Source organism: Saprospira sp. CCB-QB6, assembly GCF_028464065.1.
In the GTDB taxonomy this organism is placed as follows: Bacteria; Bacteroidota; Bacteroidia; order Chitinophagales; family Saprospiraceae; genus Saprospira.
Genome location: NZ_CP116808.1, coordinates 4,170,649 through 4,185,531, shown reverse-complemented (window position 1 = coordinate 4,185,531; position 14,883 = coordinate 4,170,649). Strand labels below are relative to the sequence as shown.

At 45.7% G+C, this 14,883-nt stretch carries 10 protein-coding genes; 2 read left to right on the top strand and 8 right to left on the bottom strand.

Going from position 1 to position 14,883, the window contains the following annotated elements; translation table 11 throughout:
• Nucleotides 1-320: 320 nt before the first annotated feature.
• Both PPO43_RS15995 and PPO43_RS15990 read right to left on the bottom strand, forming a co-directional pair.
• Complete coding sequence (locus tag PPO43_RS15995) at nucleotides 321-1,280, bottom strand: bifunctional metallophosphatase/5'-nucleotidase (RefSeq protein ID WP_272619641.1); 960 nt, start codon at nucleotides 1,278-1,280, stop codon at nucleotides 321-323.
• Between the two features lie 4 nt (nucleotides 1,281-1,284).
• Nucleotides 1,285-2,043 (bottom strand): 5'-nucleotidase C-terminal domain-containing protein, encoded by a 759-nt coding sequence (locus PPO43_RS15990; RefSeq protein WP_272619639.1) that lies wholly within the window; start codon nucleotides 2,041-2,043, stop codon nucleotides 1,285-1,287.
• Between the two features lie 408 nt (nucleotides 2,044-2,451).
• Between PPO43_RS15990 and PPO43_RS15985 the strand changes: the two genes are divergently transcribed.
• On the top strand, nucleotides 2,452-4,347 hold the full coding sequence (locus tag PPO43_RS15985) for an SH3 domain-containing protein (protein ID WP_272619637.1): 1,896 nt from the start codon (nucleotides 2,452-2,454) through the stop codon (nucleotides 4,345-4,347).
• A gap of 205 nt (nucleotides 4,348-4,552) precedes the next feature.
• On the top strand, nucleotides 4,553-5,593 hold the full coding sequence (locus PPO43_RS15980; protein WP_272619635.1) for a DUF6340 family protein: 1,041 nt from the start codon (nucleotides 4,553-4,555) through the stop codon (nucleotides 5,591-5,593).
• Here the strand turns inward: PPO43_RS15980 and PPO43_RS15975 are convergent.
• From PPO43_RS15975 to PPO43_RS15950, 6 genes are all read right to left on the bottom strand, one after another.
• Nucleotides 5,550-6,119, bottom strand: a complete 570-nt coding sequence (locus PPO43_RS15975; RefSeq protein ID WP_272619633.1) for a 4'-phosphopantetheinyl transferase family protein — start codon at nucleotides 6,117-6,119, stop codon at nucleotides 5,550-5,552. The two genes, PPO43_RS15980 and PPO43_RS15975, sit on opposite strands and share 44 nt — an antisense overlap.
• Nucleotide 6,120: 1 nt before the next feature.
• Entirely contained in the window at nucleotides 6,121-6,372 is a 252-nt protein-coding gene (locus tag PPO43_RS15970) for a phosphopantetheine-binding protein (RefSeq protein ID WP_272619631.1), read from the bottom strand.
• A 184-nt stretch (nucleotides 6,373-6,556) separates the two neighbouring features.
• Nucleotides 6,557-9,001: a TonB-dependent receptor gene (locus tag PPO43_RS15965; RefSeq protein ID WP_272619629.1), complete on the bottom strand. Its 2,445-nt coding sequence runs from the start codon at nucleotides 8,999-9,001 to the stop codon at nucleotides 6,557-6,559.
• Nucleotides 9,002-9,076: 75 nt separating this feature from the next.
• Complete coding sequence (locus tag PPO43_RS15960) at nucleotides 9,077-10,909, bottom strand: cell envelope biogenesis protein OmpA (RefSeq protein ID WP_272619627.1); 1,833 nt, start codon at nucleotides 10,907-10,909, stop codon at nucleotides 9,077-9,079.
• Between the two features lie 97 nt (nucleotides 10,910-11,006).
• Nucleotides 11,007-11,690 carry a hypothetical protein gene (locus tag PPO43_RS15955; protein ID WP_272619625.1) on the bottom strand — a complete coding sequence of 228 codons (684 nt, stop codon included), beginning with the start codon at nucleotides 11,688-11,690 and terminating at the stop codon, nucleotides 11,007-11,009.
• A 9-nt stretch (nucleotides 11,691-11,699) separates the two neighbouring features.
• Nucleotides 11,700-14,159, bottom strand: a complete 2,460-nt coding sequence (locus tag PPO43_RS15950) for a M48 family metallopeptidase (protein WP_272619623.1) — start codon at nucleotides 14,157-14,159, stop codon at nucleotides 11,700-11,702.
• Between the last annotated feature and the right edge of the window lie 724 nt (nucleotides 14,160-14,883).

The following is a 14,883-nucleotide window of genomic DNA, read 5'->3' as shown; positions in this document are numbered from 1 at the left end:
TAAATGAAATGGGGGAGGAAAAAGGCTTTAGGCCTTGAGCCGGGAAGGGCTAAGGTCGAGAAAAAAAGACAAAGAAAAAAATTGATTTTTTGCTAAAAATGCCTTAGCGATGACAGGCAATTGATTTAGAACTTATTTAAACAAAGGATTTACTTTGTTTCATTGGTCAAGGGCTGTTTAGAGGAGCGAAGCGACTGGCCTAGCGATGTGCAGCAGTGGCCGAAGGCCAGACCCAGGCGGCGAAGCCGCCGCAGGGCCGAGCGAAGAGCGAGCTGCGAAACGTAGCGCCCGCCGCAGGCGGGAGGCCCCAAATCCTTATACTAGTCAATAATTGTATTTTGGCAGCTAATACATTTCTTCTTTTTGGAGGGTTCAAAATAGACATCGATGCGGCCAAGGACGATGCCTGCCCAGCCTGCTTGAGAAACCAGTACTTCTTCGCCTTTGGGGTTTTTGACCAAAGTGGGTTGTTCTAGAAAAGTGTGGGTGTGTCCGCCAATAATGAGGTCTACTGCCTCTGAATTTTGGGCCAAAACGAGGTCTGAAATCTTGTTGTGTTTATAGCTATAACCGAGGTGAGAGAGGCAAATGACATAATCGCATTTTTTCTCTTCCTTGAGGAAACGAGCCATTTTGTTGAGGGCCTTTTGGGGGTCTTGATATTGGGTTTGGCCGTAAAGTGGACCAGGCACTAGGCCATCTAGCTCAATGCCAACCCCTGTGAGCCCAATTTTGAGTGCTCCTTTTTTGATAATCGTATAGGGTTTGGCGAGGCCTTGCATGGGGGTGTCCTCAAAATTGTAATTGCAGTTGAGGATCGGGAAATTGGCATGGGCCTTTAGTTGCTGCTCTAGGTTTTCGATGCCCGCATCAAAATCGTGATTGCCCAAAGTGCCCGCTTCATAGCCCATATTCGACATCAATTTGAGTTCGAGCTCGCCTTTGAAGTAATTAAAATAGGGGGTACCTTGAAACATATCGCCAGCATCGAGCAAAAGGACATGTTCTTCCTCTTGACGAATTTTTTGGATGAGGGCGGCCCGACGGGCGGCGCCTGCCTTGCCTTGGTTGCGGCCTCCATCCATAGGAAAAGGTTCGATGCGGCTATGCACATCATTGGTGTGCAAAATGCTTAGTTTGATGAGTTCTGGGGCTTCATCGCTTTGGGCCAAAAGTTGGCCATGAAAAGCTTTGAGGGAAGAGGGGAGAATCAGGCTTGTTCCAGCCAAAAGACCAAATTGGCCCAAGCGGCCCAAGAATTTTCTTCTATTGTAGTTCATGCGCTTATTTTTTTTGGCTGATTCGGCCTTCTTTTCGGGCCTTAATAGTTTTTCCTTTGGCCGTTTGGGCAGAGATGTATTCTATGGCTGCATCTCGGAGAAATTTCCCCGTTTCATAGCGTTTTTTGCCTTTAAAGAAGCTGCAATTATCGCCTCCATTGGCCAAATAATCAATAGTGGCAATGCGATAGTTCTGATCGGGAACAATGGCTTGACCTTCTAGGCTAATATTATGGGGTGCAAACTCGTCGTCCATCTGCATCCGAACCGCAGCGCTAACCGGCCAACCGCCCTTCATGCAGATGTGCTCAAAGAGGGCAGGCAATTCGCTGCCTTTAAGCTCAACCACGACAATCATATTGTCAAAGGGGAGGAGCTCATAGATTTTGCCTTTTTTGAGTGGGCCTTTGGGAATAGAGGGCAGGCGAAGCCCACCATAATTGAGGACCGCAAAATCAATACTTTGACCAGTATATAATTGTGCTTGGACGGCGACCATATCAGCCGTGAAATTCCCCATGTTAGACTCTGGCTGTTCCTTGATGAGATCTACATCCAATTGGCCCAATTGCTCATTCATCTTGGCCTCCAATTGTTTTTTGTAAGGAGCATAAATAGCCGCAGTGCTGCTATCCGCCTCTTGGTGCTCACTGCTGTTGAGCTGATAATATTGTCCCTCTTCTTTGACAAAGTGCTGGTAGGACTGACAACTGCCCAATAGCAAAAGAAAGAGGGCAAGTATAAAAAGCTGTGGTTTGTTCATGATGTTTTGGCTGTTTCGGGCCGAAAATACAAAAAAGCCCCGCTATTTTGGGCGCAGCCCTTGTTTTAAGTTTTTGTTTAGTCAGTTTAGGCCAACTTAAAATCCCGCTTGCCTTAAAGGCCCAAATAGTTAAAAAAGCTTAAAATATTGGCCAGGGAAATGAGTGGAATTCATGGAGTAATAGCTTCCCTTAGGGGCCCAATAATATCCTAGAAGCAGCTTGTTTAATATTATTTTCCCTCATAAAAGAAAAGCTTTGAATAGCAAAAAAAAAGAATAAGTTACCGCTAACTATATGGATTATTGGAGTGGGCTAGCTCAAAAATTAAAAGTTTTTTTGCATCTTGAAGAAGCAAAACAACTTGAGCTGAGCCCTTTGAAGCTCGGCTTTTAATCAAAAAATCTCTTATGTCGCTCACTCCTACTTCTTCTTTATTCCTTTTGTTGAGTATGCTAATTTTTTGGACTGCCAATGCCCAAGATATCCTTTACAATAAAGTGGCGGCCCCCCTGCTACATGAGCCTGAAGCTGAAAGCGCTATGGTCGAATTTCTCCTACAAGGAGAATTATTATATCCTCTGCAAAAAGAAGAAGGCGACTTTGTTGCCATCGAAAATCAATCTGGCCGAAGAGGTTGGCTACATAAACAAGACTTGAGTACCGAAGCCATCCGCCCCCAGTATCGTTGCTTCTTGTCTAATCTCCGCCTAAGAAGTCAAGGCAATTTAAAGGCTAGTGTAGTGGCCAAATTACAAGTAGGGGAGCTGGTCCGCTTTACGGGCCGAAGAAGCCCAAACAAGGAAACTATTAGTATCCGTGGCCAAAAACTTCCCCATTATTGGCTAGAGGTAGAAACCCAAAAAGGACTAATTGCTTGGACCTATGGCGGCGGACTGGAAAAATTGGTCCCTATCCCAACTATCCCTGGCAACCCTGATGTAGAAAATGAAACAACAAAGCCCAAAACGGAGGATAAGACCGAGAATACTAACTCGCATCTAGAATTGCCGCATGCCTCTAAAGTAAAACAGGCCGAATCTCTTTTCCTTTGGTGGAATGCACTTCAGCCCGAATGGAAAGCCTTTTATAACCAGATGGTCCTACTCAAACCAATTGAACAAGCGTATAGCGAGGCGAGCCTAGCGGAGATTGAACAGATTATGCGCCTAGAAGAACTGGATCTCTCTCAAGATGATGCCTGCAAAACGGGCCCTTTCTATGCCGTGCCCCTAAAAAACCTTTCGGGCCTAAGCGGCCTGCCCCTGCTCAAACGCTTGCACGGCAGAGGCCTCCAACTCGAAAATCTTAATGGTCTTCGTCAATTGACGAACTTAGAAGAGCTAAGCCTAACAGAATTGCATCTGCAACAATTACTCTTTTTACCCAAAAAATTAAAGAAACTCCAATTGGCTTTTGCTCAAGAACAAGAGTTTCCCCTACAACTGCTAGAGGGCCAGACCCAACTGCAGGAACTGCATATTCAGGCCCAAAAAATTAAAGACTTAGACCGCCTGATCCAACTTCCCAAAATTAAGAAACTTAGCTTACACATCAGCGACCTCCGAAGCACCCAAGGCATCAATAGCCTCTTTCTACTCGAAGAGCTAAGCCTGAAAGCCGAACAATCTGATCTCGATTTACGCCCCCTAGCTGGACTCAGTCGCCTCAAAAAACTGAGCCTCCTAGCCGATGAGGTCCAAAATATGAACAGTCTTGTCCATCTACAACAACTGCAAGAACTCGAACTGAATGTTAAAGCGAACCGAATTGACGCCCGCTTATTGGCTCGCTTTAAAGCTATGCGCTGGCTGAAAATTAAAACGCCCGAACTTAGCCAGACAGAAAGCTTGGCCGAACTAAAAGCCCTGCAGTTTTTTGCCTGCCAACAGGAAACGGCTTTTCCCATCCAACATCTGCCTAAGCAAATCCAACAACTAGAGTTGGCCGCAACCAACTTCCAAAATCTTAAAACGCTAGCCCAATTCCCCAATCTACAGAGCCTAGAACTCTCCTCCATTGCCCTCCAAGGTCTAGGGCAAATTCCCGCCCTCGAAAAATTAGAAAAACTCTATATCAAGGCGCCCAAACTCATCAACCTCAAAAACCTTAACCCCCTCCCCAATTTGCGCCTTTTAGACCTTAGCCAATGTCCTGAATTACAAAGTTTTGAAGAACTTAAACAGCTACAACAGCTGGAGTTACTCTACCTCCCCAAAAGTATTTCTCTACAAAGCGAGTTGGTCCAAAATATTCACCATTTGGGCCTAATTATCCGACACGAAGCCCTTTCTGGCTGTTTCTAAATCATTATTTTTGGGCCCGCGGCCAGCTAGGCTTCGGCTAGCTCGGCCGCCGCTAGGTTTCAGGGCTCGCAGGTCTGCTCGGCCCTTCAGCCGCCTTTGGCGGCTTCGGTCTGGCCCTGCGGGCCACCCCTGCGCAGCGCTGGGCCTTTACCTCCTCCTCATCTCTAAGAGTGCTTTTTGCTCATGGGGTGGTTAAACTTTAAAAATGAAAAAGATCGTATTTCTTTTGCTCTCTCTTAGCCTATTTAGTTTGGGCAGTTGTAGCACTAAAAAGAAAATCAGTTATTACCAAATGCGTTGCCCTGATCTCTATGTTCCAGACAGTTTAAATCAACTTCTTGTTTGGAACCGAGCTTTTGCCAATAATTCAGGCAAGCAGCTTATAATCAACTCTCTAGAAGGCCTAGCTTCTGGTGAAACAGTAGGCCAAGATCGTCAAGCAGCCAAAGGGGCTATGCAAGGCTTTGAAGAAGCTATTATTGAAGAGCGAAAACGAAACTATCAACGGCTAGACACTAGCTATGGCCGCTTGTATTTATCTGAAGATGTTCCTCCGCCTTTACCTGATACCTTTTTAAAGGCCTTGGCCAAAAAAGGTCAATTATTGGCCAGTTTAGAGATGCTCGATAGCGAGGAATATGATTCTTATAGTGAATCTTCGTGGAATTCGGGCGTTGGACAAACCTCTCGCTCTTCAACAGGGCGTAAAATTCAATTAGTTGCTTGCTGGAGGCTCTATGATTTAAGGGCCAAAGAAGTTGTAGATATTTGGCGCTTTGACCAAAATTTTTCTGGAGACTCAAATGCAGATTATGGTGTGCTTGGTCAAATCGTTACACCCTTCAAAAATAAAAAAATGAAGGCGCAGGGATATCGTTTAGGGCGTAGCTATGCTATGCGCATCTGTAGCACAATGGTCCAAAAAAGGCGACAAATTTATGTTAAGGGCCATAAAGATATGAAGGCCGCCTACAAATTGGTTAAGTTAGGAGATTGGGAGGGGGCCGCTGCTATTTGGCAAAAAAATCTAGAAACTAATGATGCTAAACTTCGTGGCCCATTACTCTTTAATCTAGCTGTGTATGAGGAACAAAAAGGCCATTTGGCCAATGCAGAAACTAGAGCTAGGGAGGCATACTTCTTAAATGCCTTTAAACCAGCTAATGAGTATTATAAATGGTTGGCAGAGGAACAAAAACGCATTAAAAATTATGAGCGACAGAAGGACTTACCTTGGCCCAACTAGCCCAAGGTCCATCATAACTTAGACTCAAAGGTATCTTTGGGCCTGCCTCTTCTTTCCAGAAGGGCAGGCCTTTCTCATCTTTTATCAGTTGGCCCAAACCTAAATTTTGTCCAATCAGTTGCCGCAAAGCGGAGGAACGTTGCCTTGGCTGTTCTGCCCATTGAGGCCAATAATAAATATTCGCCTGAATACGGGCCAAGTCTGAGCGGCTTGGGGCCGCCTGCGCCCAAATATAATCTTCGGCCATCTCCAACTGAAGGTAAATGGACCAAGCTGAACAGAAAAAATAGCCCAGCTCCAATTCTTCTACTGTTATCTTTTTGGGGTAATAGCCTAGAGGAGCCCCCAAACGCAAGCCCAACTTATAAGCGGCCTCTTTTAAGGCCCAGAGTTGGGCAAAAGCCAAAAATGGCTGGGGCATATGCCCCAGCCATTTTTGTTCTTCCTTAGAACAGATTTTATCTATTCGTCTGGACCAGCGATCTTGCCTTAGTTGTCTAAGCTGTACGATATCGGTTCCTAGCATCTTAAGCAGTAGTTAGCTCCTGAATAATATCAAGGGCAGCGCCTACGGTCATCATCCTTTCGGCGGCTTCATCATCAATTTCAATGTTAAAGGCATCTTCTACATCTAGGATGATGTCTACCAAATGCTGGGAGTTGATTTTTAAATCGTTCATGAGGTGGGTGTCTTCTTGAGCCTGTTCAAAAGCAGCTTGGTCCTGAACATAAGGGGCCATAATCTCTTTGAGGGCCTGAGTTAATTCTTCTCTAGTCATGAGTAAAAGTTGAGGAAGTGGGAAAATAGGCTGCGCGCGGGGGCTAAATGCCCCAAGCGCAGCAAGGCCTAGCGCTGTGGAAGGGTGGCCCGCAGGGCCAGACCGAAGCCGCCAAAGGCGGCTGAAGGGCCGAGCAGTCCTGCGAGCCCTGAAACCTAGCGCCGCAGCAAAGCTGCGGAGGCCCCTAAAAATCGATCTGAAAACTCAAAACGGGGAGTAGGCCCGAATTGGGATCAAGGACGATAGATTGAATATTTCGGTCATATTCTACCGCACGCCAGTTATCTGTTTTATTGGTGGCATTTTGAATGTCGAGACCAAGTGTATAAGAAAAGTTTTTATGGTCTTTGCGGTAGGCAATACGCGTGTCGAGGCGGAAGTAAGGTGGGAAGCTGGCATCAAAAGCGGCTTCTTGGTCCTCTACAAAAGCGCCCAGCTCGCGAGAAGCTTCTAGGTCGGCCTCTTGATGATGCAAGCCACCGCGAAAAAAGGTTTTTACACCCAATTGCAGCACGCCGCCATTTTTGAAGATAAACTCTTTGGTAGCCATCAAGCTAGTCGAAAAGCGGTTATCTAGGCGGGCAGGGCGATAATCCTCCTCCCAAGCCTTGAAGGTAGAGCGGAAGGCTGAGGCCGTAAAGAGCATGAAAAAGCCTTTGCCAAAGAACTGCTCTAGGGTAAGATCTACCCCATAGTTTTGGCCTTTGCCTTCAGAAGTCATGGGAATGGTTCCGTAATTATCTCGAAGGTTATAGAACCAAAAGTTGCTGTTTGGATCGGTAGAAATGGGCACATTAAAGAGCTGCTGAAAATAGCCTTCTACCTGCAAGCGAAGCTTGGGCGTAAGCATTTGCTCCACTCCAGCAATAAGATGATGGGCTCTTGTAAATTTAAGGTCCTTATTGGGCTGGTAGATTTGTCCGTCGCTCCCTTCAAAGCTAAGCATATAGGTGCCAAAAGGTTGAATCTTGCTGTGTAGACCGTAAGCGAAGGTAAATTTGGTGTTGGGGCTTAGCGTATAGCGCATAGAAAGCCTTGGGTCTAGGGCCCAATCAGCATTTAGGGCCAAGAAGAGGAAATGAGCCCCAGCATTGATCGTAAACTTCTCATTGACATGATAGCTGGCCTGAGAATAAGCTTGTTGACTAAAGGTGCTCCCTAGTTCGCCTTCGCCTTCTAGGGTGGGGATATCGCCCACTTGATCGGGATCAAAATAGGCTTCTGTCAAGGGGCGGCGGGGACCAGGTGTAAATTGGCCCAAATAGTTTTGGTAGCCTAGGCTATCTCCCTGAAAGAGGCCATACTCCAAATCCCAAAGGTAATAGGTGCTAATGAGTCCCGCTTTGAGGCGGAGCTTGCGGTTGATCTTGCGGCTATATACTCCATGCCAGCTAAATTTAGTGGTTAAGAAGTTATTGCGTTCCAACCAATAAGTTGAGTCGGCGGCAATGGTGGGCTCTACCTGATAGTCATTAAGGTAGTTGGTTCCTACGCCAGCAGACATTTTAAAGAAGGATTTATCATCAATCAGACGAGTGTAGGTGGTTCCCAAAACGCCCAGATTACTAGTATTGGCATCCCAAACATAGTCCAAGCTATTTTGCCAGCGGTCCGTAGGCAACATCCACCAATATTCTTGGCTGAGGCCGCCCATCCCAAAGATGGTAAAGCGATCTTTGTTCTTAGGGCCAGAAAAATAGAGGTTGAAAGAAAGGTCCTGAAAGGTATTTGATACATTTTCTCGAACGACATGCAAACCTGCTTGGGCCAAAATTCCCAAGGTAGAGTAGCGGTAGTTAATCAAATAAGAGCTGCGGCCCTTTTTAATGGGGCCTTCTGCGGCAAAGTCAATCCCAATAACTCCCGCCCGAAAAGTATACTCTCTTTTCTCTAGATTTCCTTTGCGGAAACGCACATCAAAAACACCCGAAAAGGCATTGCCATATTCTGCGGCAAAGGCCCCTGTGCTAAAGTCGGAATTGCTCAATAGAGAAGCGCTAAAGACGGTAATCCCTCCACCCGTAGTGGCTGGACGAGCAAAATGGCTAGGGTTCGCAATATCAAGGCCCTCTACTCGCCAGAGGACACCCACCGCAGAGTTTCCTCTGATGATGATATCGTTTTCGGTATCTTGATTGGCTTGTACGCCTGGAAAGGCCATAACCATCCGCCCAGGGTCATTGATCGAAGCGGCATAGCGCTGAGTTTCTTCTACTGAGAAAGAGCGGGTACTGACGACGGAGAGCTCATTGATGGCTTCATTTCCACTGCTGGCTGCGGCAGCAGTTACCGTGACCTGTCCCGTTTCTTGGACTGTCTCTAGCATTTCAATATCAAGGTTAATCTCCTTGGCTGCAGAAATAATAATGGGTTTGCTCAAAAAGGGCTCATAGCCCAAATAGCGAGCTTCAATCTGTTGGCGGCCCAAGGGGACCTCTATCTTATAAAAACCATCAAAGTCCGTGACGGTGGCCAAGGTGGGCTCACTCTCAAACAAGAGTACGGTAACCCCTACCAAAGGCTGCTTACTCGTTTTGTCGATAACTCGACCTCGAATTTCTTGGGTATCTTGGGCCCACAAAGAGGGGAGTAGGAGGCCCATGAAAATACAGAGACTAATCCAGCGCATAGTAAAATAAAGCTTGGTTGAAATAAATGGCAAAGCTCAAAAGTAAGCTTTTAATGCGGCAACATATCGGAAAAATTATTTTTTAAGGGAAACGAACTCTATTTCTAAGCGCCGCTCGGCGGCGGCAGCTGCCGAGAAAATGGACCATCGGGGCTGATCAAAACGATCGTTGACGCCTGCTGGGGCTCGACTCTCGCCTAGGGGCAACCACTCTAAACGCAGCTGCTCCTGGGCCAAATAGGGCGCTAAGGGCCCGCTTTCCCAATCCTTGAGCAAAGCATCAATTCGCCTTTGGGCCAAATTAAAGTTGTAATCCGTCCAAGAGCGGGGAGAACAATAGGCCCGAATGGCTACCTCTAAGCGATAGCCCTGCTGCAATAAGCGCAATAGCTGCCGCTCAAAACTATCCAACTGAGCATATTGGGCCTTAGCCTGGGCCTCAAAGTTTTGCCAATGGGCCAAGCTACTGGCATTCTGCTGTCGATAGAGCGGAAAAAGCGCCTGATAACTATCCCAAGATTGTCGATAAGTTTGGCTAGAAACAATGGCTAAGCTATTACTATCGGGTTCATCATTGTGAAAATAAAGGGCAATGGGCAGTTGCTGCTGCAAACTGGTCAGCAGCTCTTCATAGGGCGGGCGAGCGGGAGGTGGACTGTCGAGCTGGACCACTAAGGGCGTATCCACAACTACTGGGGGCAAAAAGCGCTGGCTCTCAAAACGATAAATATCGGTGCAACAAACGGCCTCCTTGAGCTGTTGCGAGCCCTTGCGATTAGAGGCAAAATAGCCCGTACTATCGCCTGGCTCCAAATAGAAATAGAGCTCATGAGCCGCCGAATTGAGGCCCGCCCCCAGATTAAATACCGTATCGCCAATAGCGCAAAAGATATCGAGCCCGCCATAGCCCGCCCAAAAATCAGAGGCGAAGAACAGGCTGTCGCCCCGCCGAAAAGGCGAGAGCTCTCGGCCCATACTATTGATTTCTGGCCCCAAAGGGACGGCCGTTAAGACGATGCTATCTGCTTTGATCTTGGCCCGCCAGATATCTTCCTGCTGCTCTTCGGAGCGATGCACAAAGTATAAATAACCCGAATCTGGCCCCAAAGCCCAATAATGCGGCTGACTGACCCTAGGCGGTAAATTCCCCAAGGCTTTTGGGGGCGAAAAACGGCCATTTTCCTCTCGATAGCTATAGGCCAAATAGCTCGTACTATCTGTTATTACACTGAGGTAGCGGATGCCATAATGCGCCCCCCAACAACTGGCCCCTAAGGGCTGCTCCGAGCGGATAGCCCAATAGCGCTGGGCTTTTTGCTCCTTTTCGCGCTGGCTATAGAGTTGGCTCTCAAAGGGGGCTTGGGCATCGGCTTGTCGGAGAGCGGAAAAGAAGAGGCGGCCCAGACTGTCTGGATAAGCTGCATAATCTGCCGAGGGACCATTGATTTTAGGCCCCATATTTTGGCAGTCCCAACTTTGGTCTTCTGCCTGGCGGCCGATCATCTCTAGGCCCTTCAAACACTCTTGAATATGGGCCCGCTCATAGGGCGAAAGCGGCCCCAGCTCTTGCTTTTCCCAGATGGCTTGCGCCTGCTCATATTGGCCCGACTGCTGCAAACTCAAGCCATAACAATAATAGAAGTTGGGATAATTTGCCGCTTGTTCCTCTGCTTGGGCATAGGCCTGGGCGGCCTGCTCATGCGCAAAAGCTCCCGCCAATGCCTGGGCATAGTTCCAATAAACGGCCGGCTTTTGCTTGCTCTGCAAAACGGCCTCATAGTAATAAATGGCATTGTAATAATCTGTCCGCTCCAAGGCCGCTTGGGCGGCTTTCTCATAGGCACGTAAAGGTTGGCCTTTTAGGGATAAGTTACTAATGAAGCACAGAAAAAGTACAAGGTATTTCATCTTTTTCTTTGGAAGATAATAAACTGATTTAAAAGAGGCTTTTTTTGTCTATACTATAGACAAAAAAAGCGCCCCTGAGGGCGCTTTAAATTCAGCATTAGAGTTCTCCTCTTTCGTATTGGTAAAGGATGTTTTCGAATTCTTTCATGCTGAAAGAGGCTTCGCTATACTCAATACCTTCATGCTCTGCTTTGTCTTCTACAAACTTGCGGCAGTGGCGGTAAAGATCTGCACTGATGTTATTCGTTTCCGCCATATTAGCAAGGCTGTTCATGATGTAATTTTGGTTGATGAGCCCCCAGTAGTTTTTATTTGCTCCCATTATCAACATAGCTACATATTCCTCGTTTCGATCTGTTTTGATTCTATATTGATATTTCGTCTTAAATTCCTCTAGAAACAAATGTCCTTGACTGGGTTGGCGGAAATAGAAGAAGTTGCCAACAGTTTTTAGCTTATAGATATCGTCTTGATAAACATAAGTACTTCCGTAGGTTCCCATTCTTGTGCGCTTGAGGCAGTAGACATCTCCATCACGTTTGATAAAGCTAGGGCCTTGAAAATTCCAAAGACTTTTTACTTCGTCTCCATTTTCCAGTTGAGCATTAACTTCATACTGGAAAAAATCTTCATAAATATTGATGAATTTAGCTTTTTTAATTTTGCTAATTTTTTGTCCCTCATTATTTAGAAAGGCAGCCAAATCTGGATAATATATATCTTGGGCCTGCAATTGTAGCCCTAGGAAAAGCAGCAAAAAGCTGCAAATTAGTGATTTCATATAAATAGCTTATTTATCTTCCGCTTTGATGCGTTTGAGGTCTTTACGAATTTGTTTTTTAACAGATTTAGATATATTGCCAACTCCTTTATGTAGTGCATTGCTATTGACTCCTAAGGTCTCATAAGTAGAGTTTTGAGTGTTGAAGATGGTAGAGAAGTAAAGCTGATTACCTGTAGCGCGAGCATTGTTGATAGGATGGAGAAGCGCTTGAAAGAACAGACCTACTCCTGAAACTACAGCAATAGACATCCCTACCTGGGCTGATGAGCTTGTTGAAGAGGGGGCTGTAAGCATTAGAGCCGCACTACTAGCAACAAGGCCTCCGTAAACTCCATAGGTGATTTTTCTACGACGAGCTAATCTTTTTCCATCATAGCTTTGTTGCATATAACCACCTGTTACGATATAAGGACTACCATACTTTGCACAAATTTCATCCACCTCTCTTTGGTTAAATACAGGGTGATTGCGATCCTCAATATTCATTCGAAGACGAATCCAATCTTTGAGGGTCGCCACATCAGCATATCGGTCTGCAGTTAACTCCTCAAGTTCTCTAGTATCTAAGATTTGCACAGAAAGTCCAATTTGATCAGCAGTTTTATGTACTTCAGTATAAAATTTTTGAAGCAATTGATGGTTACTCTGAAAATCAATAGAAATATCATCGTGCGTCCAAACCTTTTTGCGCTTCAAGCTCAACATATAAGGATTGACATAAAGAATAGAGTCAATGCCCAAGTTGCGATCTACCTCTTCTTTGGCAGCTTTGCGGCGTTCTGATTCTACATTGTAGAGCGAGTCTCGTTCTTCCTGCGCCTCATGATAATCTTCCGTACGGCTATAATAGTCCTCAAAGTCCTCATCTTGCATTAGGTCCGAAAGAATATAACGGGCAAGATTATAGCCTTGGTCTAAATTACTGTAGCCATATTCTTTGCGGTAGCTATCAAAAAGAACCTCAATATTTGCATCCTGAAGCACCTCGATAAGGCTATCTTTGGTCACCTTAGGTACAGAGTAGTCTTGTGCTGCAGGGGCCTTGGCCAAATAGGCCTTAATTTCGGCCTCTTGCATGGCTTTGGGCAATTGCTCAAAGCTGGGAATATGCTGTTGCAAGACATAGATAGCATCGCGGTAATAATCGAAGATGTAACGATCTTCTGGATAGTCCTTATGCAGCTTCCAAGCCTTGTAAAGGGCTAAAGCAGCTAGCTCTACCGTCCGAAGATTGCTGCTCATAAAGTAAATTTGCTGTTGTCCGCCTTCAATATTCTGATAAATTTTTCGCTGACGACGATGGTCACTAGAGAGAAAGCTTCTAGACTCATACATAGAAAAACGAGAAATAGCATGTAGGGCCTGTACTTCCACTTCTCTCAAGTAGCGGCTGTTGGGCTCTTCTTTGCGTAGCAATTGGACCACATAAAGCGCATCCTCAAAACGGAAATTATGTAGGTAGTAGCTGGCCAATTCAAAGCGCGCTATTTTACGCATGCGCTCAAAATCTGCCTGAGGCTCAATAAACAATTTATCGCCAGCAGTTTTGCCCGCAATCGCTTCCTTGACAATCTCCCAACGGCGAAGCGTACTGGGGTGAGTGCTTTTTAAGGTATCTGTGTTTTCTGCGTCATCTACCCAAGCCGAAATATGCTTTAGGCTGTCTTTAGCCAAAAATAAAGAAGGATCTAGCTGGCAACTTCCCTCATTGTAGTAATTAACATCAAAGCGAGTCGTGTCATAAAGCAAATAAGAGTAATAGAGCATCTGAAAAGAAGACTCTAATGCATCTACACTATAAGGCGTTTTGAGGAAAATTTCTAAGCCTCCCTTATCCGCTTCAAATTCTAGTTCTCTAGAGTAAGAGTTAGACTCAAGCAGGGCGCTGTTAAAGTCCGTTTTCTTAAAAAGACTGCGCTGACGGTTCTCCTTGAGAATGGCAATGTCTTTTTCATACTGACTCAAACCATGCTGCTTTTGTACGTGCATGAGCTCATGAGAAAGTACAAAAGCTAGTTGGGCCTCATTCTCCAATTGGGCCAAAAGTCCCATATTGATGCAGACCAAACCCGTTGCCGTAGCAAAAGCATTGACTGCAGAAGAGCGAATAATGAAAAAATCAACCTTGCCTTTGAGTTCAGGAGTGTGCTCCAACAAACGATTACCCACCCGATTGACATAATCATTGAGGGGCGTGCCAAATAATACTTTACCAGAACGAAGCAAATCGTCAATGGTGTAAATGGCCTTTTGCTGGTACTTTTCTTGGGTTTTTCGGTCTTTGTTGCTTAGGCCCTCATCCAATTGGGCCAATCCTAGCTCGTACTTTTGTGCCGAGCTTAAGGAAAATCGTTCGGGAACTTCACCGCTGGATCTAAGACAGCGGTAATCATCAAAGTTTTGGGCCCAACTATTTTGTCCAAAAAAAAGAAACAAAATAAATGCCCATAATTGCGTGTTTTGCATGGTTTTGGTTCTGGAAGGAGGTTAAATAAGAAAATACGTTCTACTAGATGCAAAATTAGGGATTTTGGTTCCCTCCTTCAAATGTTCATTTTTATAAAACGACAACATTTTTGTTTAAGTTAATGGTCTTCTTTAGGCCGATTCTTTTTGATATCGGCTTTCTTGTAGAATTAAGTTTTGCTAGTATTGCTCGATGTGGTGTTAAGTTTTATTTTTACTTGCATTCTGTCACATAGCTTGTGTTGTCTGTTGTGTTTGTGACATTTATTACCCCTCTAAAAAAATATTATTTTTTCTCTCTTTTTTATGCTCCATTTTTTGGGGCCCGCGGCCGGCTAGCCTTTGGCTAGGTCGGCCGCCGCTATGCTGCGGGGCTCACAAGACTGTTCGGCCCTTCGCGGGCTTTGCCCGCTCGGTCTGGCCTTCGGCCACCCCTCCGCAGCGCTGGGCCTTTTGGCCTTCGGCCATCTTGGCCGAGATATAGGCTAGAGGATACATGCCCCTAGGGCCAAGGCCCTAGGCTAAGGTATTGGTCGCCCCCTCCTTCGAGGGGGCTTTTTTGTGCTTCGGTTGATGGTTGTTGTAGGGGATGGGGGTAGCGGCTGGAATATACTGTAGGTTAAAACCTACAGCCAATTAACGAATGCATTTAATATAGTATAGAGGGTTAAAACCCTCCATAAATAAACATGTTTTAGGTAGGTTAAAACCTACAGCCAATTAA

Excerpts from the sequence above, each read along its gene's own strand:
- PPO43_RS15975 (WP_272619633.1), bottom strand. The coding sequence starts at position 6,119 with ATGCTAGGAACCGATATCGTACAGCTTAGACAACTAAGGCAAGATCGC.
- PPO43_RS15985 (WP_272619637.1), top strand. The coding sequence starts at position 2,452 with ATGTCGCTCACTCCTACTTCTTCTTTATTCCTTTTGTTGAGTATGCTA.
- PPO43_RS15955 (WP_272619625.1), bottom strand. The coding sequence starts at position 11,690 with ATGAAATCACTAATTTGCAGCTTTTTGCTGCTTTTCCTAGGGCTACAA.
- PPO43_RS15990 (WP_272619639.1), bottom strand. The coding sequence starts at position 2,043 with ATGAACAAACCACAGCTTTTTATACTTGCCCTCTTTCTTTTGCTATTG.
- PPO43_RS15950 (WP_272619623.1), bottom strand. The coding sequence starts at position 14,159 with ATGCAAAACACGCAATTATGGGCATTTATTTTGTTTCTTTTTTTTGGA.
- PPO43_RS15995 (WP_272619641.1), bottom strand. The coding sequence starts at position 1,280 with ATGAACTACAATAGAAGAAAATTCTTGGGCCGCTTGGGCCAATTTGGT.
- PPO43_RS15960 (WP_272619627.1), bottom strand. The coding sequence starts at position 10,909 with ATGAAATACCTTGTACTTTTTCTGTGCTTCATTAGTAACTTATCCCTA.
- PPO43_RS15970 (WP_272619631.1), bottom strand. The coding sequence starts at position 6,372 with ATGACTAGAGAAGAATTAACTCAGGCCCTCAAAGAGATTATGGCCCCT.
- PPO43_RS15965 (WP_272619629.1), bottom strand. The coding sequence starts at position 9,001 with ATGCGCTGGATTAGTCTCTGTATTTTCATGGGCCTCCTACTCCCCTCT.
- PPO43_RS15980 (WP_272619635.1), top strand. The coding sequence starts at position 4,553 with ATGAAAAAGATCGTATTTCTTTTGCTCTCTCTTAGCCTATTTAGTTTG.